The sequence below is a fragment of the Cellulophaga omnivescoria genome, from assembly GCF_001999725.1.
Lineage (GTDB): Bacteria > Bacteroidota > Bacteroidia > Flavobacteriales > Flavobacteriaceae > Cellulophaga > Cellulophaga omnivescoria.
This window is the reverse complement of record NZ_MDDP01000043.1, coordinates 185,492-211,871: the sequence shown is the minus strand read 5'-3', so window position 1 is coordinate 211,871 and position 26,380 is coordinate 185,492. Positions and strand designations below refer to the sequence as shown.

17 protein-coding genes are annotated in these 26,380 nt (G+C 31.2%); 9 read left to right on the top strand and 8 right to left on the bottom strand.

Annotated features, from left to right (window positions below; all coding sequences use genetic code 11):
* Positions 1 to 8 precede the first annotated feature (8 nt).
* Genes BFJ87_RS14050 through BFJ87_RS14040 form a run of 3 tightly spaced genes read right to left on the bottom strand, consistent with a single transcriptional unit; the run spans position 9 to position 4,223 of the window.
* The gene (locus BFJ87_RS14050) at positions 9 to 1,559 is read right to left on the bottom strand and encodes an SDR family NAD(P)-dependent oxidoreductase (RefSeq protein ID WP_077405911.1); all 1,551 of its coding nucleotides are present in this window, start codon (positions 1,557 to 1,559) and stop codon (positions 9 to 11) included.
* A 2-nt stretch (positions 1,560 to 1,561) separates the two neighbouring features.
* Positions 1,562 to 2,872 (bottom strand): DEAD/DEAH box helicase, encoded by a 1,311-nt coding sequence (locus BFJ87_RS14045; protein WP_077405908.1) that lies wholly within the window; start codon positions 2,870 to 2,872, stop codon positions 1,562 to 1,564.
* A 13-nt stretch (positions 2,873 to 2,885) separates the two neighbouring features.
* Entirely contained in the window at positions 2,886 to 4,223 is a 1,338-nt protein-coding gene (locus BFJ87_RS14040) for a DEAD/DEAH box helicase (RefSeq protein WP_077405905.1), read from the bottom strand.
* Positions 4,224 to 4,324: 101 nt separating this feature from the next.
* Here BFJ87_RS14040 and rlmF point away from each other — a divergent pair, with 101 nt between their 5' ends.
* Both rlmF and BFJ87_RS14030 read left to right on the top strand, forming a co-directional pair.
* Entirely contained in the window at positions 4,325 to 5,188 is an 864-nt protein-coding gene (rlmF, locus tag BFJ87_RS14035; protein WP_077405902.1) for a 23S rRNA (adenine(1618)-N(6))-methyltransferase RlmF, read from the top strand.
* A 65-nt stretch (positions 5,189 to 5,253) separates the two neighbouring features.
* Positions 5,254 to 7,425, top strand: a complete 2,172-nt coding sequence (locus tag BFJ87_RS14030) for an endonuclease MutS2 (protein WP_077405899.1) — start codon at positions 5,254 to 5,256, stop codon at positions 7,423 to 7,425.
* Between the two features lie 735 nt (positions 7,426 to 8,160).
* Here the strand turns inward: BFJ87_RS14030 and BFJ87_RS14025 are convergent.
* A complete protein-coding gene (locus BFJ87_RS14025) occupies positions 8,161 to 10,125 on the bottom strand; it encodes a thiol-activated cytolysin family protein (protein ID WP_077405896.1) in 1,965 nt (654 codons plus the stop codon).
* Positions 10,126 to 10,484: 359 nt separating this feature from the next.
* Between BFJ87_RS14025 and BFJ87_RS14020 the strand changes: the two genes are divergently transcribed.
* The 4 genes from BFJ87_RS14020 to BFJ87_RS14005 all read left to right on the top strand — a co-directional run bounded on the left by BFJ87_RS14020 (position 10,485) and on the right by BFJ87_RS14005 (position 16,268).
* On the top strand, positions 10,485 to 12,362 hold the full coding sequence (locus BFJ87_RS14020) for a tetratricopeptide repeat protein (RefSeq protein ID WP_077405893.1): 1,878 nt from the start codon (positions 10,485 to 10,487) through the stop codon (positions 12,360 to 12,362).
* Positions 12,363 to 12,401: 39 nt separating this feature from the next.
* Positions 12,402 to 12,809 (top strand): thiol-disulfide oxidoreductase DCC family protein, encoded by a 408-nt coding sequence (locus BFJ87_RS14015; RefSeq protein ID WP_077405890.1) that lies wholly within the window; start codon positions 12,402 to 12,404, stop codon positions 12,807 to 12,809.
* Between the two features lie 57 nt (positions 12,810 to 12,866).
* Positions 12,867 to 14,132: a mechanosensitive ion channel family protein gene (locus BFJ87_RS14010; RefSeq protein ID WP_077405887.1), complete on the top strand. Its 1,266-nt coding sequence runs from the start codon at positions 12,867 to 12,869 to the stop codon at positions 14,130 to 14,132.
* A 108-nt stretch (positions 14,133 to 14,240) separates the two neighbouring features.
* Positions 14,241 to 16,268: a DUF4139 domain-containing protein gene (locus BFJ87_RS14005; RefSeq protein WP_077405884.1), complete on the top strand. Its 2,028-nt coding sequence runs from the start codon at positions 14,241 to 14,243 to the stop codon at positions 16,266 to 16,268.
* Between the two features lie 62 nt (positions 16,269 to 16,330).
* On the opposite strand, the gene BFJ87_RS14000 is transcribed toward BFJ87_RS14005, so the two are convergent.
* Both BFJ87_RS14000 and aroC read right to left on the bottom strand, forming a co-directional pair.
* Complete coding sequence (locus BFJ87_RS14000) at positions 16,331 to 17,662, bottom strand: dicarboxylate/amino acid:cation symporter (protein ID WP_077405880.1); 1,332 nt, start codon at positions 17,660 to 17,662, stop codon at positions 16,331 to 16,333.
* A gap of 124 nt (positions 17,663 to 17,786) precedes the next feature.
* Positions 17,787 to 18,848 (bottom strand): chorismate synthase, encoded by a 1,062-nt coding sequence (gene aroC, locus BFJ87_RS13995; RefSeq protein ID WP_077405877.1) that lies wholly within the window; start codon positions 18,846 to 18,848, stop codon positions 17,787 to 17,789.
* 167 nt (positions 18,849 to 19,015) lie between these two features.
* Between aroC and BFJ87_RS13990 the strand changes: the two genes are divergently transcribed.
* A complete protein-coding gene (locus BFJ87_RS13990; protein WP_077405874.1) occupies positions 19,016 to 19,879 on the top strand; it encodes a UDP-2,3-diacylglucosamine diphosphatase in 864 nt (287 codons plus the stop codon).
* Positions 19,880 to 19,902: 23 nt separating this feature from the next.
* Here BFJ87_RS13990 and BFJ87_RS13985 read toward each other — a convergent pair whose 3' ends face one another.
* Entirely contained in the window at positions 19,903 to 22,809 is a 2,907-nt protein-coding gene (locus BFJ87_RS13985; RefSeq protein ID WP_077405871.1) for an FAD-binding and (Fe-S)-binding domain-containing protein, read from the bottom strand.
* 90 nt (positions 22,810 to 22,899) lie between these two features.
* Between BFJ87_RS13985 and BFJ87_RS13980 the strand changes: the two genes are divergently transcribed.
* Both BFJ87_RS13980 and BFJ87_RS13975 read left to right on the top strand, forming a co-directional pair.
* The gene (locus BFJ87_RS13980) at positions 22,900 to 23,415 is read left to right on the top strand and encodes a hypothetical protein (protein ID WP_077405868.1); all 516 of its coding nucleotides are present in this window, start codon (positions 22,900 to 22,902) and stop codon (positions 23,413 to 23,415) included.
* A 106-nt stretch (positions 23,416 to 23,521) separates the two neighbouring features.
* Positions 23,522 to 24,631, top strand: a complete 1,110-nt coding sequence (locus BFJ87_RS13975; protein WP_077405865.1) for a TlpA disulfide reductase family protein — start codon at positions 23,522 to 23,524, stop codon at positions 24,629 to 24,631.
* Between the two features lie 90 nt (positions 24,632 to 24,721).
* Here BFJ87_RS13975 and BFJ87_RS13970 read toward each other — a convergent pair whose 3' ends face one another.
* Positions 24,722 to 26,359 carry an LVIVD repeat-containing protein gene (locus BFJ87_RS13970; protein ID WP_077405862.1) on the bottom strand — a complete coding sequence of 546 codons (1,638 nt, stop codon included), beginning with the start codon at positions 26,357 to 26,359 and terminating at the stop codon, positions 24,722 to 24,724.
* Positions 26,360 to 26,380: the final 21 nt, after the last annotated feature.

Sequence of the window (26,380 nt, the reverse complement as noted above, 5' to 3'; positions counted from 1 at the left end):
ATTTAAAATTACCAATCTATAGGTCGGTAATCTTTTAAAAATTTACCACTCCAATGTTTACCTGTATTAATACCATCTATTAAGGGGTCCATTACACGTGCTGCACCATCTACAATATCTAAAGGAGGCTGAAAATCATGTAATTCCACTTTTCTTTTAGATAATTCTGCAGGATCTTCATCTGTAACCCATCCAGTATCTACAGCATTAATATAAATACCATCTTTAGCCAAACTGCCTGCTGCGGTATGGGTAAGCATATTTAAAGCTGCCTTAGCCATATTTGTATGCGGATGCCTGTCTTCTTTAAAAAACCTATGAAATTTACCTTCCATAGCTGAAACATTTATAATATGTTTTTTACCCGTGTTTTCTTTTTTCATAACTTCAGACAGACGATTACACAGTACAAATGGGGCTACTGAGTTAACCAACTGTACTTCTATCATTTCTGTAGTTTCAATTTCACCAAGTTTTAAACGCCAACTGTTTGTTTTACGTAAATCTACTTGCTGTAAATCCGCATCTAACTCTCCTTCTGGAAACACTTCTGATGTTTGTAAAGAATTATCAAAACTATACGGAATTTGCGATAATTTAGCTGAAGCTCTTATTCCTATTCCTGGTTCTGGACCGTGCCAGGTTACTGGCATATTTTTATTGGGTGATGCGCCAGAAGTTAGTGCCTTAAGTTCTTGCATACAACCAACATGATCTTGTAACAAATCTGCGGCATATTTAGGCAAATCAGAAATTGGAGTTTCTTCATTAGCCATTAAATGCGTGTAAAAACCAGCTGGCCTGCGCACTGTTTGGGCTGCATTATTAATTAAAATGTCTAAATTCTCATATTTTTGCTCGATAAAATTACAGAAGATTTCTACACTTGGTATGTGTCTTAAATCTAAACCGTGAATTTTTAAACGATGGCCCCATTGCGTAAAATCTTCTTCTTTAGAGAAACGCAAAGCAGAATCTACAGGAAACCTTGTAGTTGCAACAACTGTAGCACCAGCGCGTAACAACATTAATGTTATGTGATACCCTATTTTTAACCTAGAACCAGTAATTACCGCAACCTGACCTTTTAAATCTGTTGTTTGAAAACGTTTGGCATAATTAAAGTCTCCGCAGCTAGTACACATAGTGTCATAAAAATGATGCAGCTTGGTAAACAAGTCTTTACATACATAACAGTTTCTTGGCGACTGTAGTTCTAGTTCTTTTTGGTTAGTTAAATCTGCCTGAGGTAACAATTTAGGAGCAACAAAAACTACTGCTTCACGAGCACTACGTATACCAGTTTCTTTACGTGCATTGCGGTCTTTGGCATCTTGCTTGCGTTTTTGAGCTTTTTTTGCATCTTTTTTTCTTCTAGAAAACTCGTCTCTATTTGGTCTAGATAATTGACCAGCTGCTTTAATTAAAGCGGTTCTTCTCTCCTTAGAAATTTCAAAAATTTCATCGGTATTATTAATTAAGTGTTCTAAAACAGAAATACACTTATCTATTTCTTCTTGTTGTAATGCATTATTTGCACCAGCGGTTTCTTTACTCATCCTTAAATAATGCTTATTCTAACTTTTTTCTTTTTTAATCTTGTATTGCTTAATTTATTTACAAGTTTAGAAGCAATTGTAGTAGGTACAGCAACAAAAGTGCAATCTTGCTTAAGTTCTATAACCCCTAACTCATCTTTATTAATATTGCCTTGTTTAAAAAATAAACCAGCAATATCTCCCTTAGATATTTTATCTTTTCTACCACCAGAAATAAATAATGTGGTCCAGTACGGTGGTTTTCTGGTTCCTGTTTTATTAATTTTTGCTACGGGTACATTTTTGATAAAATCTGGTAAATTTTCTTCTTCCCATTTTAATACATAAGCTGTTCCTTTAGCATTTACACGTGCAGTTCTTCCATTTCTGTGTATAAACTCTTCATTTTTATAAGGAAGCTCATAATGTATAATATATTTCATCTCTGGAATATCTATACCACGTGCTGCCAAATCTGTAGCAACAATAACATCATAAGTACCGTTTCTAAATTTAAGTAAAGAACGCTCTCTATCTTTCTGCTCCATATCTCCGTGAAAACAGCCGTGAGTAATATTATTTTTATCTAAAAATTTACTAACTCCCTTTATACTTTCTCTAAGGTTACAAAAAATAATTCCAGGGTTATTACCTTCATTATTTAATAAATTAAGTAGGGTACGCAGTTTGTCTCTGTTTGGAGAAACCACTGTTTTTATTGCTAATTTTTTGGTAGTTTCTTGTAAATAATTAATAGTTACTGCCTTGTCTAACCTAACAAATTTAGGTATTTGAACTCCTTGTGTTGCAGAAGTTAAAATACGCTTATTTAAACTAGGAAGTAACCCTATAATGTATTTCATTTCCTCCTCAAAGCCAGTCTCTAAAGATTTATCAAACTCATCTAAAACCAAAGTTTTTATATAATTTGTAGAAAAGCGTTCATTATCAAAATGATCTGCAATTCTACCAGGAGTACCTATTAAAATAGCTGGCGTATGTTTAAGCTCTATTTTATCTTTAGACATTGCTCTACCACCATATACAGCATTTACTTTATAACCAGATCCCATAGAACGTATAACTTGCTCTATTTGTATGGCTAATTCTCTAGAAGGCACTAAAATTAAAGCTTGTATTTCTTCTAACTCTGGATTTAACCTATTTATTAAAGGCAATAAAAAAGCAAGTGTTTTACCTGTTCCTGTTGGCGATAATAATACAGTGTTTGTGGTATTTTCTATTACAGCAAGAGCCTCTTGCTGCATTGGATTTAATTGATGAATATTTAATTTCTGTAAAATATCCTCTTGATTTTTAATTGTATTTGCCATACTATTTATGCTATTAAAGCGTAAAGCTGTTATCTTCTGATGGAGCAGAACCAAGTTTTTTGGTTTGTCCTAAATGATTTGCTAAAATTTTATCTACCAATTCTTCTTTAGTTAAATGATGAAAAATGGTATGTACTTTTTCCTTAAAATCTGGAGAAATGTTATGATTTGGCTTGGTTTTAAAAATTTTTCTAGCCCATAAAAGCGTATTATTTTCTTCAATACTAGCAGCATCTGCTTTTTTAAACTTTTTAAACGTTATGCCTAATTCATTTTCAAACTCTGCTATGTCTTGCTCCTCTTCTTTCTGTAGTATTGTTAACGAAAAACCATCTGCTCCTGCTCTTGCTGTACGTCCGCTTCTATGCACATAAGTTTCATAAACATCGGGTAAGTGGTAATTTACAACATAGGTAATTTCTTTTACATCCAAACCACGAGCGGCCAAATCTGTAGCCACCAATATTTTTATGTGCCCTTCTCTAAACTGCCCCATTATACGATCTCTTATTGGTTGTGTTAAACTACCGTGTAATGCTCCAGAAGAAAATTTATTTATGGCCAAGTTTTTTGCAAGTTTGTTAACAGCGGCTTTAGTTTTACAAAATATTATTCCTCTTTGCCCTTCTTTAGTGTTTAAAAAGTGCATTAAAACCTCTAGTTTTTCAATTGGTTCTACAACAACATATTGGTGATCTATGCTAGTGTTACCAACCGTCTCCATGTTTGCACTTACTTGCGTAACATGTTTAGATAAATAGTTTTGTACCATTTGCTTAATGGCACCTGGCATTGTTGCTGTAAACAGTATAGTTCTCTTATCTTTAGGTAAAGCGGCCACAATGGTATCTAAACCATCTTTTAAAGACGTTACCATTTCATCTGCCTCATCTAAAACAAGGTATTTAGCATTTTTAATACTAATTGCGTTACGTTTAAGTAAATCTATTAATCTACCTGGTGTAGCAATAACTATGTGTGTATTTTCTTTTAAACGTTCTATTTGTGGTTTTATAGGAGTACCACCACATACTGATGCTATTGAAACAGCAGGCATATGTGAAGCAAAAGAAACTAAATTACTATAAATTTGTTGACCAAGCTCTCTTGTTGGCACAACTATTACAGCTTGTATGTTGTCATTTTCTGTATCTATTAATTGTATAAGTGGCAAACCAAAAGCTGCGGTTTTTCCTGTTCCTGTTTTTGCTAAACCAACAAAATCTTTGTTAGCTTCTAATAAAACTGGTATAGATTTAACTTGTATTTCTGTAGGAGTAGTAATCTCTAATTCGGCTAAACTTTTTAGAAGCGGAGCAGATACTCCAAGTTTAGAAAACTTTTTTGACATAATTTAATTTTGCGCAAAGATAGGTACTCTTTTTGCTAGAATGCATAAAAAAATTAGCTAACTCATTAGATATCATCTTACATTTGTAAAAAACAGTTACTGTGCATCCAAAAAACCTACATAATACACCATATCAATTTAAAAAGTTACTAGAAAAACATACTGCTTTAGCTCCTTTTATAATTACTAATGAGTTTGGAAATAACACTATAGACTTTGCAAATCCTATTGCTGTTTTAGAATTAAACAAGGCCCTATTAAAGGTTCATTATAATGTAAAACATTGGGATATACCAAAAAATTACCTTTGTGCTCCCATTCCTGGGCGTGCAGATTACGTACACCACCTTGCAGATATACTTAACAATGAAAATGTAATAAACAATATTAAGGGTTTAGACATAGGAGTAGGTGCAAATTGCATTTATCCAATTTTAGGTAAAACAATTTACAATTGGCAAATGGTTGGTGCAGATATTAATGAAACCGCAGTTACTAATGCCAAACAAATTGTAGCAGCCAACACTAACTTAATAGATAGCATAGAAATAAGGAAACAAAATAGTAATGCAAACATTTTTACTGGTATAATTAAACCAAATGAGAAGTTTGATTTTACAATGTGTAATCCTCCTTTTCATTCATCTGAAAAAGAAGCTACTAAAGGAACGCAACGCAAGCTTAAAAATTTAGGCAAACAAACTAGTGAATTGGAACTTAATTTTGGCGGTATGGCTAATGAGCTTTGGTGTAATGGTGGTGAAGGATTATTTTTAAAAAGATTAATAAAAGAAAGCGTTTTGTTTAAAAATCAAGTTACCATATTTACAAGCTTGGTTTCTAAAAGCGATAATTTACCAAAATTACAAAAACAGCTTACAAAGCTTAAGGCTATACATTTTATAATACCAATGCAGCAAGGAAACAAAAAAAGTAGAATTTTAGCTTGGAAGTTTAATGCTTAAAATAAACACTACAAATTCACAGTTTCATCACTTATCTTTACCTTTGCAAGGCTTAAAATTATACAATGCATAAAATACACCCTAAAACTCTTCAAGACCTAGAATTTAATACCGTATTAGAACATATAAATTTACGTTGTAGTACAGAGTTAGGTAAAGAATTGGCTCTAGAAATAGCTCCTTTTCATTCCAAAGAAGAAATTTTAGAGCAATTGGGTAAAACCAATGAGTATGTAGCATCTTATGATAATGAAAACCGAATACCCAATCACGGTTTTGATACCATAACTAAGGAATTACATTTACTTAAAATAGAAAATGCAACACTAGAAATTGGTGGATTTAAAAAAATTAGTAATATATGCAATACTATAGTTGTGCATACTAAGTTTTTTAAGAAATTTAAAGAATACTATCCTTTACTACACAATTATTCTAACACCTTAAACGTGTTACCAGAAATACCAAATGCAATAGATGCCGTAATAGACAAATTTGGTGATGTAAAAGACAAAGCTTCCAATAAATTATACGATTTACGTAGAGAAATTAATGCTGTAAAAGGCCGAATTAATTCTAGTTTTCTGTCGGCTTTAAACTCTTACAATTCTGCAGATTATTTAGATGAAATTAGAGAATCTGTTGTAGATAATAGGCGTGTATTGGCTGTTAAAGCAATGTACCGTAAAAAAGTAAAAGGAGCTGTTATGGGTGCTTCTAAAACAGGAAGTATTGTATATATAGAACCTGAGGCTACTTTACGTTACAGCAGAGAATTAAATAATTTAGAGTATGATGAAAAGGAGGAAGTAAATCGTATTTTAAAAGAATTAACAGCTGCTATTAAACCTTTTGATTACGTATTGGCCAATTACCAAGAATACCTTGCACAGACCGATGTTACTGCTGCAAAAGCCAAATATGCACAAGATACAAAGTCTCTTTTACCAAAAATTAGTGAAGAAAGAGAAATGTATTTGCGAGATGCTTACCACCCACTCTTGTATTTAACAAATACAAGAAAAAATGAAAAAACGTGGCCACAAACTATAGAGCTTAAACAAGATAATAGAATAATTGTAATTTCTGGTCCAAATGCTGGTGGTAAAAGTATAACCCTAAAAACTATAGGTTTATTACAAGTGATGCTACAAAGCGGAATGCTAATTCCGGTACATGAACGTAGTACTGTTTGTTTGTTTGAAAAAATATTGACTGACATTGGAGATAATCAATCTATAGAAAACCACTTAAGTACCTATAGCTATAGACTAAAAAATATGAACAGCTTTTTAAAAAAGTGTAATGATAAAACACTTTTTTTAATTGATGAGTTTGGTACAGGTAGTGACCCAGAACTTGGTGGCGCCTTGGCAGAAACATTTTTAGAAGTTTTTTATGATCGTGGTGCTTATGGTGTTATAACAACACACTACGCTAACTTAAAAATGCTTGCCAATGAATTACCACACGCAACCAATGCAAATATGTTGTTTGATGCAAAAAGTTTAGAACCAACTTTTAAACTTGTGTTAGGACAAGCAGGTAGTTCGTTTACTTTTGAAGTTGCACAAAAAAACGGTATACCTTATAGCTTAATTAATAAAGCTAAAAAGAAAATTGAGCGAGGTAAAGTACGTTTTGATGCTACTATTGCTAAAATGCAAAAAGAGCGAAGCAAAATGGAAAAAACAGGTTCTAGGTTACAAGAAGAAGAAAGTAAAGCTAGACAAGAATCTAGACGACTTGAAGAACTAAACTCTAAAATAAAATCTAAACTAGAAAATTATCAAGAGCTTTATGACCATAACCAAAGAATGATTTATTTGGGTAATAAGGTTAATGATGCCGCAGAAAAATATTTTCAGGATAAGAAAAAAAAGGTAGTAATAGCTGAGCTATTGCGTATTGTGGAAACTGAAAATAGTAAACGCAAAAAGAAAACAGCAAAAGAAGTAAAAGCACAAAAAGCTAAAAAGAAGTTAGTAGAACAAGAAGTAGCCAAAAAGGTAGAGGTAATACGCGAAAAGAAAAAAGTAGAAAAGAAAAAGGCTATTGTAAAAGAAAAACTAAAACCTAAATATATTTTTAAAGTTGGTGACAGGGTACGTTTACTAGATGGTAAAGCTGTAGGTAGTATAGACACCTTAGAGAAAAATAAAGCTGTTGTTAATTACGGATTATTTACCACAAGTGTTAGTGTAGATAAATTAGAGTTGGTACAAGCTAAAAAATAACAGCCAGCATTAAGTATTATGAAGTTTACAAAACTACTTAAGAGGCCGACTGTTCCCCAACTTTTAAAACTAAATATTTTTGGGTGAAATTATTTAGTTAATATTTTTTCTTACACTGCAAAAGTAACTTTTAACAATGCATTTTTAAAGAAAATACTATGGACAAACTATGGACAAGCATATATTTTCTTGGTTTTTGGTGTAAAATCTTTACATTTTATAAAGATTTTATCTAACAACAGTGTATATACGCACAACTGGTCAAAAAAGATGTCAATAAATTTAATTTTTATTCAAATAGCTGATATTTAATAAATTAAAATGTATTTTTTTTTAATTTAAAACTTTAAATAGCATATAAAACTTATATTCTATGAGTGCTTACTATACACCGTTTTTTTATTTTTATTCTAAAGTAGACATAAAAAATAAACTTACACTTATAGAGTTCATTTGTGTGAATAAATTACACATACAATAAACAACTTACTTACTAATATATATTCAGAAAATTCTGCTTAGCTTAAAAAAACAATAAAATTTACACTATTTTTTAAGACAGTAGTTATTAGAAAAAAAACTGAGCAATAATTAAATTGCTCAGTTACACTAACTCAATCCTGTGTATTATTAACAGTTATTAAGACCAGTACATAATTAAATGTAATCATAAGTAGGAAAGTAAAATTTGAAAATAATTTTAGGATGAGTTATTTGCAAGTATTTATGACATACTTACAGGGTAAAAATTGGAGAATAGTTACCTATATCATCACCAGAAACAGCGTATTTTGTACCAGTTATATCAAAAACTACACTCCTTAATTTATCACCTACATAAAAATTAAATGATGCACCTACAGTCTCTAAGGGTATGTTTTTAATTAAAATGTTATTAGAATTTTTAATGGTATATAAATTTAATGGCATTACAATATCTGTGTTACCATCTCCTGTTATAAAGTACATAATTCTTTTACCAGATTTATCAAAGGCAATTGTTAAACTTTCGTATAAATCTTCCTCTTCATTTGACAAAATATAATCGTTATATAACAAAGCACCTATGCCTTCTGTACCAAAACCTTCACTACTTCCAGCTCTTCCTAAATTCTCTATAGAAAGGTCTTCTAAAGTGGTGAAATTTTCCCAGGAATTTGAACTAACATATTTAAACTGTAACCCACTTTTTGATATTGCTAAAAATTGTCTTTCTTTATTAATAGTGCCGTATTCTTTAGTTTTCCTAAGGTTTACAATAGCCCCAATACCATCAAATTTCCCACTATCTTTATCTCCTATAAAAAAAGGGTACTCACCACTAAACAAATCAGATACAGAAAAAGGACCTTCTAAAGCACCGTTAAAACTACGCATATACTTATCTCCAGAAGTATTTATAAGTATAAACTCTCCTTTATTACGCTCAAAAGCGGCACCAACACCTCCCATTTTATCTAAAATGTTACCTCTCCAATGCTTTGTTTGTATTGGTTCTCCATTATCAAAAAGAGGTTCACAATTAGTTTCATTATAATTTGTAGCGAGTTGTACACCAACTATTTGGTTTGTATTTACACTACGTACCACATAACTTATAGGCAATCCAGAACCAATGTTGGCACTCTTAGATAGTAGGCTAACTAAAGAGCTTAAATTTGTTTCACCTATAGTAGATATGGTAGATTCTGTATCACCACCAAAAGCAATAACTTTTATATTAACATTTTTTAGTTCTTTTAAATGATTAACCTCTAATTCTGCTTTTACTTTTGTACTAAAAACTCCAAAGCTAGCATTAGCAGCAACATTAAGCTCTTGGTAAGATGAGCTTGTCTCTATTAACATATAATAAACTCTACCATATGTAACGTCACTTATATATGTGGCAGGATTATCTTCTTGCACATATTTTGCTAAATCTTCTGGAGTTACTGTATCTGTAAATAAATCATCCATACTAGTTGGTAAATTCATAGACATTGTGTAAAACGTTTGTTTTAACTTTACCAAAATTCTATTTTTATTATCTCCGTTTTTAAAGTCAAAACTAGCACCTGCTTTTACAAAGGCAGATTTTATATCTAACCCCATACTAATAGCTAAAGCTTCTCTACTTTGTACTTGCTCATACTCAAAAGTAAAATTTGCTGGTGTTACATCTGGTGATGCAGCTATAATCTGGTTCATAGCATCTTGTATGCTACTTTTAGACACCACATCTACAGTAACATTACTAGATATATTACCATTAACCAAATCATAAGACACTGTTCCTCCTGCCCTATCTACAGCTATAACGTCTGGAGTTGTATTTTTTAATGTTTTACCTTGTAATAAACTACCTGGATAAATTATTTTAGCATTGGGGCTAAACAAAGGAAAACCATCTTCTCCGCCAGATTCTCTTTTTAAATCATAGGTTGTGGTTGTACATTTCCAATTTTCTACAATTGGGTTCCCTTCATCATCGTTAGATGTTATTGCTTGTTCGCTTTGTGTAGAAGAAACCTCTATCTGTTGTTGCACAGGCTCTTCTAAATCTTTACCAATAGCAAGAACGCTATTAAAATCACTTTCTTTTAACTCATTATCAGTTTGTTGTGCATCATCTTCCTTATTGCAAGACAATACTGACGCAAATAGTATTAAAAACATTAGTAGGTTTGTTTTTAATCTATATGAATGCATATGCTTCATAATGTATATTTTAAGATTTGAGAGCACAAAATTAAATTTTAAGCAGGATCAAATCACTAAATATATAATAGACAAAGTATGGACAAGTTAACTTTATTACTAATAAAACTAAGGACAAGAAAAACTGAATAATAATTACACAAAACACTTGTGTAAACACTGTATTACATATAGTTACAAGTAAATTTACTTTATAAAAATTAAGTTATAAAAGTCTGTATTTATATAGACAAACTAAGAATTATGAAGAATGCTATATTCAAAAAAATAAAAAAAATCAATACCTTAGAACCAAAGAAAAAAGGTAAAGTCCCCAATTATTTTATTCTTTATGTAATTAACTTTATCAGAATTAACTTATGAAATCCTTATTAATTACCTTAATGGTAATAAGTATTACAAAATTTTCTTTCAGTCAAACTAACAAAAGAATAGACAGCCTACAAAATGCATTAAAAACGGAAAAATCATCAACTCAAAAATTAATTTTATTAGATAGTTTACATTCAATTCTTCAATACAAAAATCCTAAGTTATCTTTAAAGTATTCTTTACAGGCGTATCACATTTCAAAATTTATAGATAACAAACAAAAAACCATATACAATGCCTATAATAGTGCATTAAACTACAAAGCATTACATAAATTAGACTCTTCTATCTACTATCATAAAATAGCTATGTCTTTGGCCAAGGAACTTAGCGATGATGTTTCTTATGCTAAGGGACTTAATGAATTGGCAGATTTTGAACGGTTAAACTCTAATTTAGACAAGTCTTTAAAAATGTTTAATGAAGCCAAAGATGTATTTAAAAAGAACAACAAAACAGCATTATATGGCCACACTATAGGTAATATAGCTAGTGTTTACTTAAGTAAAGGACAGTATAGGTTGTCTCAAAAAATGTATATGCAATCTTTAAACATATTAGATTCTATAAACGGCAGTGCTATACGTATAGCAGATGTTACTGCCAGAATTGGAGAAATACAAAACCACATTGGAAATTATAATGAAGCTATAACATACTACAACAAAGCTCTAGAAGTATATAAAATTAATGATGATAGTATTTGGATGTGTAATATGTACTTACAAATAGGTTCTGCTTTTTGTAATTTAAAAGATTTTGATAAAGCTATTTTACATTTTAAAGAAGGTTTAAAAATTGCTCATAACCAAGGCTTAAAATCTAATGAAGCAATGTTATACACCAACATTGGCTCTTTATACAGACAATCTAAAGAATTTGAAAAATCTAAAATATATTTAGAAGAAAGTTTAAGTTTTCATGAAAGAGAAGGATTTTTATACAACTATATAGATGTTTTAAAAGAGTTGGGAACACTTTATTTAGACTTAAATAAGCCAAAAATAGCTATAACGTATTTAGATAAGGCCATAGAAAAATCTACTCCTTCTAAAAGAATAGATTATTTAATGGAGAATTATAAACTACGCTCCCTAGCGTATGAGCAATTAGGCAAAAATACTTTGGCTTTAAAGGATTTAAAAAATCATCAAAATTATAAAGACAGTATTTATAACTTAAAAAATGCTCAACAAATAGAAGAGCTTAAAACTATTTATGAAACTGAAAAAAAACAAACACTATTAGCGCTAAATGAAGAAGAAATAAAAAACCTGCAACAAAAAGACAAATTAAACGCATTAACTACTAGCCTTTATGCAGCTGGTATGGTTTCTGTACTTTCAATCTCAATTATGCTATTCTTTATATACAAGCATAAGATGAAAAAAAATATTGTAAATCATAAAAAACAAGATGAACTTTACCGTAAAGAAATAGAACACAAGCAAAAAGAATTAGCAAGTTTAACGGTACACCTAGTACAAAAAAACACCTTTACACAAGAGCTTATAGAAAACCTAAAAGAACTTAAAAATAATCCTGATAAATTTAAATTAGAATTTAGACGTATTTTAATGCTACTAAAAAAACAAACTGCAGATGATAAAGACTGGGATCTTTTTAAATCTTATTTTGCAGATGTCCATAATGATTTTGATAACAAATTAAAAGCCATATATACAGACATTTCTGAAAAAGAAATTAGACTTGCTGCATTTTTAAGAATGAACTTGTCTACAAAGGAAATTGCTGCTATTTTTAATGTATTGCCAGATAGTATTCTAAAATCTAAATACCGGCTAAAAAAGAAACTGGGTTTAGGAAAAGAAATAGATTTAAGTGATTTCTTAAATTCATTATAAAAAACCGTTTATTTACTGCTGGTATTTTATCTTTGCAAAGTGAAAACAGATAAAAAAATAATTCTTTTTGATGGCGTATGCAATTTGTGTAATAGCGCCATACAGTTTATTATTAAAAATGATAAAAAAGATGAATTTAGGTTTGCTACACTTCAAGGAAAAATTGCTAATGACTTTTTTTCTAAGCGAAATATAGACATTCAAAAAACAGATTCTATAGTACTAATAGAACCCAACGTTGCTTATTATGTAAAATCTACAGCAGCACTTAAAATTGGTCGTAATTTTGGAGGTATTTGGTCTTTATTATGGGTATTAGAGCAAATTCCTGTTGGCTTTAGAGATTGGGTGTATTCTATTATTGCTAAAAACAGATATAACTGGTTTGGCAAAAAAAATAATTGTATGATTCCTACCCCAGAGCTAAAATCAAAATTTTTAGACTAATAAGTTCTAGCAACTACATTAACTTGGTTGTTTAATATTTAAAATACAAAACATTTTATGTACAGTTTAAATCAAGTATCTTCTTTGCTTTACAATTATTTAGTAGAAATTGGTTTAGATGATGTTTACGCAAAATACCTTAACACCCTAACTTTACTACTACTTTTAATACTGGTACTTTATATTTTTGATTACATTTTAAGAAAAATATTTATTTCAGTTTTTGCCAAATTTACAAGCTTATCTAAAACAAATTTTGATGACTTTTTGGTTAAAAATAAAGTACCCAGAAATATAGCGCACATTGTACCTATTATTATTGCTTACAATACAATACCTTATGTTTTTAACGATTTTCCTAATGCACAAATAGTAATTTTAAAAGGCCTAGAAGTATTTGGCATTATACTTACACTTTGGGTAATTAGAAGCCTGCTTAACACCTTAAAAGATTTTTTTAAGACCATACCAAACCTTAAAGATAAGCCCATAGACAGTTACATACAGGTGTTTATGATATTTTTATGGTCTATTGGTATACTATTAGCAATATCTATACTTACAGACATAGAACTTTGGAAGTTTTTAACCGGTTTAGGAACTGCATCTGCTGTTATATTATTAATTTTTAAAGATACTATACTAGGGTTTGTAGCAAGCATACAAGTATCTATTAATGATATGGTACGTATTGGAGATTGGATTTCTTTTGACAATTATGGTGCAGATGGCGATGTTGTAGAAATTAACCTTGCCACAGTTAAAGTCCGTAATTTTGATAATACCATTACAACAATACCTACATACGCTTTAATATCAGACTCTTTTAAAAATTGGAGGGGAATGACAAATTCTCCTGGACGTAGAATTAAACGTGCTTTAATTATTAAACAAGAAAGTATAAAGTTTTTAGCTCCAAAAGAAATTCAAAAATTTAAAAAAATAAGTTTAATTACAGATTATATAATTGGCAGACAAGAAAATATTACGGATTATAATAAAAGTAATAACATAGATAAATCTATTTTAATTAACGGCAGAAACCTAACTAACATAGGACTTTTTAGAAAATATGCAGATACGTATTTAAAAAATCATTCTGCAATTAATAAGAATATGATTATTATGGTTAGGCAACTGGCTCCTACTCCACAAGGTATTCCTTTAGAGGTTTATGCTTTTAGTAGCGATAAAAGGTGGGAAAACTACGAGTATATTATGTCTGATATATTTGACCATTTACTTGCAGCTATTCCGTTTTTTGATTTAGAGTTGTTTGAGCTTCCTAGTAGCACTTCATTTAAAACCACCACAAAAAGCTAAACTAGCCCAAAAGATCACTTTACTCACTCTAAAGATTACTTTACACAATTGTAGTTTTACACCCTACTGGTAATAATTAGGTTTACATAACCTTAAAAATTATTACTTATGAAAAAACTACTTTGCTTATTTTTACTGGTGCCAATAACATTTTTTGGCGCCGATAATAAAACACCGTCTACCATAAAAGAAGTTACTGTTTACTTAAATGGAGCACAAATTACACGTACAAGTAATTTTATGCTTAACCAAGGTACAACCGAGCTAAAATTTACTGGTTTATCTTCTAAAATTGATGAAAATAGTATTCAAATATCCGGGCTGCAGTCTGTTTCTATTTTATCTATAGATTACGGCATTAATTATTTAGACAAGTTTATGGTAACTCCAGAAGCCGCAGAGCTACAAGATAAAGTTAAACAGTTATCTGAAAAAATACAGCGTTTAAAAAATAGAATTTCTGGCTTGCAAGAAGAAGAATTGTTAATTACTAAAAACAGACAAGTTAGTGCAACTACAGAAAATTTAGACCTAGAGAAACTGAAACAAATAAGTACTTACTACAGAGAGCGCATTACACAAATTAGAAATGAAATTTTTACTATTAACAAAAAAATTAATAGCACCAATACTACAATTAGAGATTTAAATTTACAAGTAAAAGAACTTACAAAAGGGCCTAAAATTGCACAAGGAGAATTGGTAGTTAAGTTTGATGCTCCTATAGATATAAATTTAAATTTAGTGTTAACTTATGTAGTTTCTGATGCTGGCTGGGTGCCAATTTATGATATAAAATCTAAAAATACAGCAAGTAATCTTCAACTAAAATACAAAGCTAATGTGTACCAAAACACAGGTAACGAATGGAAGAATGTAAAAATTAACTTATCAACCGGAAACCCTATAAAACAAACCACAAAACCAGTTATAAACACAAAATATTTAAACTTTACAAATGGTTACACTTACCAACCTAAAACAATAAAGAAGAACAAATATTACTATAATCCATCCGTAAAAAAGGTTACAGGCTTAGTTACAGATGCTACAGGATTACCTTTACCTGGCTGTAATGTACTAATTAAAGGCACCAACATAGGCACACAAACAGATTTTGATGGTAATTATACAATAGAAACACATACGGGCCAAAAATTACAGTTTTCTTATATAGGTATGGAAACGGTAGAAACCCCCATTTATGCCTCTATTATAAACACAACCTTAGAAGAAAGTAGTGAAGCATTAGAAGAAGTTGTAGTAACAAGTTACTCTAGTTCTTTACAAGGAAAAGTGGCAGGAGTTACAATTAGAGGTGCATCATCAATACCAAACCATAAGCCAGAATTACCTTTATATATTGTAGATGGTGTGCCAATTGAAGATTTTATTGAAGGTGATATTGATGCTAATGACATACAGTCTTTAGAAAAATTAAACGGAAGTTCTGCAACTGCAGTGTATGGTTCTAGAGCAAGTAACGGCGTTATTGTAATTACCACTAAAAAAAGTACTTTACAAGATGAAATTACAAATACTACTTTTGCCATTAAAAAACCATACTCTATTAAGTCTGATGGAGATATAATTGCTATAGAAATTAATACTTTTAATTTAGAGGCTACATACGAGTACTTGGCAATACCTGTACTAAATGAAAATGTATTTTTAACAGCATCTTTTAAAAACTGGGAGCAATACAACTTATTACCTGGTGAGGCTAACATTTACTTTAAAGGAGGTTTTGCTGGCAAAACAGTAATAGATCCTTACAAAACAACAAAGGAAATGGTTGTTTCTTTAGGTGTAGATGCTGGTATTACAGTTATAAGAAAACAAGATCGTAATTTTAAAAGCAAAACTTTACTTGGTAATAATCGTATAGTAAACAGAGCCTACGATTTAGAAATTAAGAATAATAAAAATACAAAGGTTTCTATAAAATTAATAGACAGGATTCCGCTATCAGAAAATAAAGAAATTAAAGTAAGCGAAATAGAAACATACAATGCAACGTATAATGACAAAAAAGGCTTACTTACTTGGAAAATAGATTTAAATAGCAAGGAAACACAAAAAGAACGTTTCTCTTATCAAGTTAAATATCCTAAACACAAGTATATATCTTTATAATTAAAAACAGCATCAAACAATTAAGTTTGATGCTGTTTAAATATCAGTTAAAAAGCTTTTTTTCACTTTACTTCATCATAATTATCATCCCAATTTTTAGGTTTAGGATTGTCATGCAATTTTCCTGCAGATTTAGCAACTATCATAGACACTGTAGCATCTCCCGTTACATTTACAACCGTTCTACACATATCTAATGGTCTGTCTACTGCAAAAATTAATGCAAGAGCCACCGGATATAAATCTGCCGGAAACCCAATTGCCTCTAAAACTATAACCAACATAACCATACCAGCGCCAGGTACTGCTGCAGAACCTATAGATGCTAGTAGTGCTGTAAGCACAATAGATAATTGGTTACCAAAAGTTAATCCCTCTGGCCATAACACCTGCATTATAAAAACAGCAGCAACGGCTTGGTATAAACTTGTACCGTCCATATTAATTGTAGCTCCAACAGGCAATACAAAACTAGACACCTCTTTATCTACACCAATGTGCTCCTCTACTCGCTCCATAGTTACAGGTAACGTTGCTGCACTAGAACTAGTAGAAAATGCTAATAATTGAGCCGGACTCATTTGTTTTAAAAACCAAATAGGATTCTTTTTTGTATAAAAATATACTAAAGAGCAGTAAAAAGCTATCATTAATAACAAACCTAATACTACAACTCCCGAGTACGATAATAATTTTTGTAAAATTTCTGGATCATCTGCTGTAACAACAACTTGACTTAATAATGCAAATACAGCATAAGGAGCTGCAAGCATAATTAAATCTACCATTTTTAAAATTACATCATTTAAAGAGTCAAAAAAATCTTTTAATGGTTTAGACCTTTTTTCTCCTACTAAGAGCATAGAAATACCCATAAAAATAGTAAAGAATATAACCTGCAACATAAGTTTATTGTTGCTCATTGCAGCCAACGCATTGCTAGGCACCATATCTACCAAAAACTGTAGTGGTCCGCGTTCTTTCTGGTTTGTAGCCTCTGCTATTTTACCTTGTATGTCACCATCATTAGCGTAGGTATTAGATAGTTTTGTAATGGTTTCTTCAGATATACCCTCTCCTGGTTGTATTACATTTACTAAAACAAGACCAATTGTAATGGCTATAACAGTAGTAAACATATAAATACCAATGGTTCTAAAACCTATATTTCTGAATTTAGAAATATCTTTTAAATCCGAAATTCCCTTAATTAATGAAGCTAAAATTAAAGGTACTGCAATTAATTTTAAGAGGTTTACAAAAATTTGTCCAAATGGTCCTATCCAGTCCATTATAAAATCTTTTCCCCAAGTTAGTTGTGCCATTCCAAAACCAAAGAGGATACCAAAAACCATCCCAATCATAATCCGCCAGTGCAGCTCCAATTTCTTCATACTTCTTTTTTATAAATTTTTGTGAGTAATATACCATTTTGGAGTGTTACGCTCCAAATAAAATTGAATCAATAATTATAATAGTTAATTATTAAAAATAATTCAATCTTAAACAGCTAACAAATTACTTTGCACTGTTATGAATTAATGTGTAATCTGCCAAAACTAAAGCAGCCATAGCCTCTACAATTGGTACTGCTCTTGGTACAACACAAGGATCATGACGACCTTTACCTTGGGTTTTAACTATTGCTCCATTTTTGTCTATAGTCTCGTAAGGTTGTATAATTGTTGCAACTGGTTTAAATGCAACATTAAAATAAATATCCATACCATTGCTAATACCGCCTTGTATACCTCCACTAAAATTAGTTTTTGTAGTACCATCTGTATTAAATTGGTCGTTATGCGCACTACCTTTCATAGCTACACCATTAAAACCGCTACCATATTCAAAACCCTTTACAGCATTTATGCTTAACATAGCTTTACCTAATTCTGCATGTAACTTATCAAAAGCAGGCTCTCCTAAGCCAATAGGTACATTTTGTATTACGCATGTAATTACGCCACCAATAGTATCACCTTCTTTTTTTATCTCTTTTATATAAGATTCCATTTTAGCTGCCATTTCTTGATCTGGACAACGAACTGGGTTTAATTCTGTATCTGCTAAATTTAACTCTGTATAGTTTTTATTTAATTTTAATTCTCCTACTTGAGATACAAAAGCATTTATTTTTATGTTAGATAAAAACTGTTTTGCAATAGCACCTGCCACAACTCTGCTTGCTGTTTCACGAGCAGAACTACGTCCGCCGCCACGGTAATCTCTAAAACCGTATTTTTTATCGTAAACATAATCTGCATGAGATGGCCTGTAAGAGTCTTTTATATGCGAATAGTCATGAGATTTTTGATTGGTATTACGAATAGCAAACCCAATTGGTGTGCCTGTAGTTTTACCTTCAAAAATACCCGAGAAAAACTCTACCGTATCTGGTTCCTTACGTTGAGTAACAATTTTAGATTGCCCAGGTTTTCTTCTGTTTAATTCTGTTTGTATTGCATCTAGGTCTAATTCTATTCCAGACGGACAACCATCTATAACTCCGCCTATTGCTATTCCGTGAGATTCTCCAAAGGTAGCCACCTTAAAAAGGTTACCAAAAGTGTTTCCTGCCATCTAATTTTTTGTATTGGTATGTATAAGTCCCAAAGGTAATTTATAAGCATCAGAATATAAAATTTACACAAGCCTTAATGTGTACTTAACACAATCATCACAAAATTTTCATTAGTTGTTCATATTCAGTTCATATTGAAAGGGTTAGTTTGTATAAACTAGTAAAGATGAAGAAAAGAAAAATTGATGTTGCTGTAATTTCTGATGTTCACTTAGGCACTTATGGTTGCCATGCAGATGAAATACTTATTTATTTAAATAGTATTGACCCCAAAATTTTAATTTTAAATGGTGATATTGTAGACGTTTGGCAGTTTAGCAAACGCTACTTTCCGTCTTCACACATGAAGGTTTTAAAAAAGATTATTGGTATGGCATCTAAAGGTGTACAGGTTTACTACATTACTGGCAATCATGATGAAATGTTACGTAAATTTAGCGGTACCATTATGGGTAATGTACAAATTTTAGATAAGCTAGTTTTAGATTTGGATGGTAAAAAAGCTTGGTTTTTTCATGGCGATGTTTTTGATGCATCTATTACTAATGCTAAATGGTTAGCAAAGCTGGGTGGTAAAGGGTACGATTTGCTAATACTTATAAATAGAGCTCTAAATTGGGGTTTAACAAAAATGGGAAGAGAGAAATACTCTTTATCTAAACGGATAAAAAATAGTGTAAAAGGTGCTGTAAAGTATATTAGTAATTTTGAAGAAACTGCTATAAATTTAGCAATAGAAAAAGGGTACGACTATGTAGCCTGCGGACATATACACCAACCTAAAAAAGAACTTAAAGAAAACAAATACGGAAGGTGTGTGTATCTAAATTCTGGTGATTGGGTAGAAAATTTAACTGCCTTAGAATACTCTTTTAAAAGATGGAAACTTTACCAATATAACCATGATAAATTATCCCCTTTTTTTGCTGATGAAGAAATAAAAAATATGGATATGCAACAGCTTATTAATTCTATAACCAGCACTACTACTCCTGAAAAAAACAAAACTGAAGGTAACGCTACCGAATAAAAAAAATTAGAAGCACTTAGATATTAAACAAGTGCTTCTTTTATAATTGTAATTGGATGTAAAGCTTTGCGTTTTGTACCATCATATATTTGGTGTCTACAACTTGTACCATTTGCAGAAATAATTACATCTTTATCACTATTTTTTACCGCCGGAAACAATTTTAAATTACCAACAGCCATACTAGTTTTATAGTGCTCTTTTTCATATCCAAAAGAGCCCGCCATACCACAACAGCCAGAACTTATTATAGATACTTTATAATTTTCTACAATATTTAACACATCAAAAGTAACTTTTTGGTTGCTTAATGATTTTTGATGACAATGGCTGTGTATTTTTACCGTTTTGGTTTCTTTAGTAAACTGATTTTTAGAAATGTTTCCTTTTTCTATTTCTGATGCCAAAAACTCTTCAATTATAAACGAATTTTTAGCTATTGTATTCACTAAATCTTTGTCACTAACCAATTTTTTATACTCATCTCTAAACGTTAAAATTGCAGATGGTTCTAAACCTACAATAACTAAACCTTTATCTGTATATTCTTTTAAACGCACTACATTTTTTAATGCTAATTCTTTAGCTTCTTTTAAAAAACCTTTAGATATAAATGTACGACCGCTCTCTGCATAAAACAATTCTACACTGTATCCTAGTTTAGTAAGTACTTGTATAGCATCTATACCTAAGTTAACATCTAAATATTTGGTAAACTCATCTATATACAAAACAACACGGCCTATATTCTTTTTAACGGATGTATTTACTTGTCCCAAATATTTATCAAAATTAAATTTATATACATTTGGTAAACTACGTTCTGGAGCAACACCACTAATATTTTTAATTACTCCACCAAACAGGGAAGAATTAAACATAAAATTGGTAATTTTTGGTATTTTACTACCCAGCGCATTGTATTTTGTATTGTAAGCAAACAGTTTGTTTCTAAAAGAATATCCGTTTTCTTCTTGATATTGGTAACTAAGTTCTGCTTTTAAAGTAGCAACATCTACATTACTAGGACACTCACTAGAACAAGCTTTACAACTTAAACAAAGGTCAAAAACTTGTTTAAGCTCTTTTTGGTTAAACTTATTGGTTTGTTCTGTATTGGTAAGCATTTCTCTTAATGCATTTGCTCTACCTCTAGTAGTATCCTTTTCATTTCTAGTAACGTGGTAACTTGGGCACATTGCACCTGAAGCTTTTTCGGTTTTTCTACAATCACCACTACCATTACATTTTTCTGCTGCTTTAAGTATGCCTTCGCTTTCAGAAAAATCTAGCAACGTTTCTATTTCTGGTTCTTCACGATTTACTTCATATCTAAAAGATTCATCCATTGGGTATGAATCTACTATTTTACCAGGATTAAAAATTCCCTTAGGATCAAAATAAGATTTTATTCTGCGTAGCAGTTGGTAGTTTTTTTCACCTATCATTAAAGGTATAAACTCTGCACGCACAATGCCATCTCCGTGTTCACCACTAAAAGAGCCATTATATTTTTTAGTTAATTTAGCTACATCTGTAGTAATATCTCTAAACAATTTTACATCTTCACCTTTTTTTAGATTTAAAATAGGGCGTAAATGCAACTCGCCCGCACCGGCATGAGCATAATATACAGCACTTTGGTTGTACCCTTTCATTATAACAGAAAACTCTGCAATAAATTCTTTTAAATCTTCTATGGCAACAGCGGTATCTTCTATACAGGCTACAGCCTTTTTATCTCCAACCATATTACCTAAAAGTCCTAATCCTGCTTTACGCAGTTCTATTGCTTTTCTTATATCATCACCAAATAAAATAGGACTAGCATAACTTAATCCAGATTTTTTAATTGTTTTTAATAAACTATCTATTAAGTAATTTAAATCTGCTTTGGTTTCTGCCTTTAGTTCTAACATTAAAAGTGCGGCAGGATCTTCTTCTACAAAAAACCTATTAGCCAATTGTGCACGGTTATTTTTGGTACAATCCAAAATAACCTTATCCATCATTTCACACAAATGTAACTGGTGCTCCATAACCGGTACAACATCTGCTAAACAATCCTCTAAAGAATTGTAGTGTGTAACAACCATAGCAGAATATTTTGGTGGTATAGGATCTAAACTAAGTGTAATTTCCGTGGTAAACGCAAGTGTACCCTCACTACCGCTTAACAATTTACACATATTAAAAACACCATTTTTACCAAACACATTATTTTGCAACAACTCATCTACAGCATAACCAGTATTTCTTCTATGAATAGACGGTTTAGGGAATTCTTTTATAATTTCTTCCTGTGTTTCTTTAACGCTTAGTTCCTTAAAAATGGCATTGTATATTTTTCCTTCAAAAGTATTTTCTGCTCTTTTATTATGAAATTCTTCTTTACTTATATTTCCAAAATTTGCTTCGGAGCCATCTGCCAAAATTGCTTTTAAGGATACCGTTTTCTCTCTGGTAATGCCATATTGTATAGATGTTGTTCCCGAAGAATTATTACCAACCATACCACCAATCATACATCTATTAGATGTAGATGTATTTGGGCCAAAAAATAAACCATAAGGTTCTAAAAAAAGGTTTAACTCATCTCTAATAACACCCGGCTGTACAGTAACTTGTCTTTTATCTTTATCTACGCTAATTATTTTAGTAAAATGTTTAGATACATCTACAACAATACCATCTCCCACACATTGCCCTGCTAAAGATGTACCTGCTGTTCTTGGTATTAATCCAATATTATTTTCTGATGCAAAACGAATTAATTTTTTAAGATCATCTGTTGTTTTGGGTAAAGCTACAGCCAAAGGCATTTTTCGGTATACAGATGCATCGGTTGCATATAAAGTAGTAGAAAGTTTATCTACAAATAAATCTCCTTCTAAATTCTGTTCTAGTGAGTTAAGCAATTTGGTAGTCAATTTGGTATAATTTTTGGGAACTAAAATAAGTTTTTATTCACTTAAATGTAATTTAAACATCATATTTTTACATCAAAATTATATAGTATTATGAAAATCTTAAAAGTAATTCCATTTTTTGTTTTTTTGATAACTGCCACTCTAAGTGCACAAGACATTGCAGAGCATACCGCTGGCTTAAGACTAGGAGATAGTAAAGGATTTGGCGCAGAATTATCATACCAAAAAAGTTTAACAAGATATACACGATTAGAAGCTAATTTAGGCTGGAGAGATAGTAAAAACTATGACGCCTTTAAAGTTTCTGGTATTCACCAATGGGTACTACCCATAGACGCTGGTTTTAACTGGTATTATGGTGCAGGTGCAGGTTTTGGAAGTGTAGATTTTGAACCTATTGCAAACCCAAATAATCCTTCGGATATTAGAGAGCCAGATGGTGGCTTGTTTATTTTTGCCGCTGGTGACCTTGGTATTGAATACAATTTTGATTTTCCATTGCTAGTATCTTTAGATATTAGACCAGAAATTGGTTTAACTGGCTATAAACATTTTAGTGATAATTTTGATTTTGACATAGCACTAGGTTTACGATACAAGTTTTAAACACTAAACAAAAGAGTAACAAGTCCTTACCATGCAAAATGTTAAGGGCTTTTTTTATCACTTTTAGTTTACCTACATTTGTAACATATAATAATAAAAACTTATAATGAAAAAATTACTAGTTACACTTACTATTGCTGTTTTAGCAGTGTCTTGTGGAGAAAAAACAGATTCTTTTGTACTAAACGGAAACCTTAGAGGAGATGTTGCAGATGGTACACAAGTGTTTTTAAAAACAGCAGGAGAAAATAATTCTGTTAAAGAAATAGATACCGTTACAGTAAAAGATGGCAAATTTGTATTTAACACGCCATTACCGGCTACTTTAGATCCGTACTATGTTTTTATAGATAAAATAAGAGGTAATATGATGTTTTTTCCCGAGCAAGGAACAATAGAAATGTCTGCTCATAAAGATAGTCTTAGAAACGTTACTATATCGGGTACACCACAAAATGATATGTTTACAGATTTTATAAAAGGCTCTAAGTTAATTGGCGAAAAAGTACAATCTATACAAGCAGATTACCAAAAAGCTGCTATGGCTAGGGATACAGCAACTGTAAAAGCTTTGCAAGATGAAATTAAAGAAATACAGGAAGAAGGTAAAGAGTTTGAAGTTAACTTTGTAAAAGAAAACCCTAATGCTGTAATTTCTGGAATGATCACTAACAGATTGTTTCAAAACAATTTAATAAATGAAGAAGAAATAAACGAGCTTGTTAATATTTTATCTGACGAGGTTAAAAAAACTGCTTCAGTTAAGTCTATTATAGAAATATTAAATAAAAACAAAGCTACTTCAATTGGCGCAAAAGCTCCAGAGTTTACAGCTCCAAATTTAAACGGAGAGCCTTTGGCTTTAAAAGATGTTTTAGGAAAAGTAACTGTAGTAGATTTTTGGGCTGCTTGGTGTAAACCTTGTAGAAATGAAAACCCTAATATGGTAAAAGTTTACGATAAATACTATGATAAAGGTTTAAGTATTATTGGTGTTTCTTTAGACAGAAATGCAAATGAATGGAAAGAAGCAATTGAAGAAGATGGTTTAGGATGGTACCACGTTTACAATGAAAAAGATGTGCAACAAGTTGCTAAACTATATAATGTTACCACAATACCGTCTACATTTATTTTAGATGAAAATGGAGTTATAATTGCTAAAAATTTAAGAGGAGAAAATCTAGAGAATAAAATAGCAGAGTTACTTAATTAAGTTACTGTTTTAAACAATAAAAAAGTCCGAAACCATTATTAGTTTCGGACTTTTTTTAGCATATTATTGTTTAATTGACTAAAAAGCTTACTAAAATTTGTTTCTAACATCCCTATACTCACCAATAACTTTTGCTGTTGGAGCTATAGTAACAGATCCAAAAACATTTACAACAGAATCCTCTCCTAAAAATTCTAGGGTAGCTCCTTCTTCTAAAATCACATCTCCATATACGTATAGGTTACCTTCTACCCTAAAAGTAGCATCTTTTTTTATGGTTAATGAAGACCTTCTGTTATTTGTAGCCATATAATAAGAACCTCTCATTTCAAACAATGCACCTTCTTCTAAAGTGGTACTATACCTAGTAGACCATGATCCGCATAACAATAGCTCACCACTTGTAGTTACAGAATTAAACCTAGTATAACCAGTATACTGTGCAACATCACCTGCATTAACTACTAAGTTAGACGAACCTCTGTACCATGATAAACCAGTACATTTGGTCTCTAAAGATTCAGATGGTCTATTTAACTTAATTATTTGTAAACCCTCTGTTCCTGTAGCCGCAAAAACATAATCGTTTTTAGTAGTTACATAATTTACAGAACCTTCAATATCTATAACACCAAAAACACTTAGTTCTCCTTCTTTTTCTTCGGCTAAAGCTAAACCAGCAGCACCATTAGCAATCATAACTACATTTTCATTTTTGGAAATGGCATTAGTTACATTGTCTCCATTTGCATCTGCATCCGGATGAGCAGAAATAGCTATATATTTTATACGATTTCCTGAAGCAAAGTTATAAACTCCTACTCCTTTATTAGCTTCGGGAACAAGAATTTTAGTGTCTGTAAAATCCATATTCTTTTTAGTACCAATACCTAAATCTGTATCTATAGCAATGGTACTTACCTTTTCTAAATTTGAATTGTACACAGTAACTCCAAAATCGCCATCTAAAACTGCTAATTTATTGTCATGCTTGGCTACTGATAATAAATCATTTGCTTCAAACTGACTTTCTACCATCATGTCTGCGGCATTGTAAACTGTTAATGTACCTTCTTTACCGCTGGTAGCATATATTTTATTGTTAAATGATAATACATCTGTACCAGCTTTTCCTTTTTGAAAACCGTAAGTAATATCATTTAAATTAAATGAACCGTTTGCTACGCTAATTTTAGCTACAAAAGAGTTTTCTGTTGCGGTTACAGATAATTCTGCGTCTACGCTACCGGCAGCATAAACGTAACCATTAGATACTGTAACTGAGTTTATATCTGCATTGGTATAATTTAACCTAGCAGTAACTTGTGGATTATGTGGGTCGCTTATACGAACAATATCAATGGCACCCGCATAAGTATCAAACTGCGTATTGTACGACACATAAGCGTAATCTCCCTCTACAGCAATATGTGTTGCTGCCAAATTTGTGTTTCCGTTATAAGTTGGCGGCTGTACTTGTGCTACTAAAGTTAGTGGGTAATCTCCCGCTAAACCATCTTCTTCTTTTGAAAACTTTCCTGTGGTTTTATCTTCTTCAAAAACACCAAGCACTCCAGCTTTATCAAAACTTATACTATTGGTAAGTGTTTCTTGGTTAACTTCTAACTCAGCTAATTTTTCTGCTTCATTAAACACGGTAGTTTCATCACTACACGCAACAAATCCTAGGGCTACAGCCGTAGAAAATACTAAGGATCTAAACTTCATAATAAGTAGGTTATTAATTAT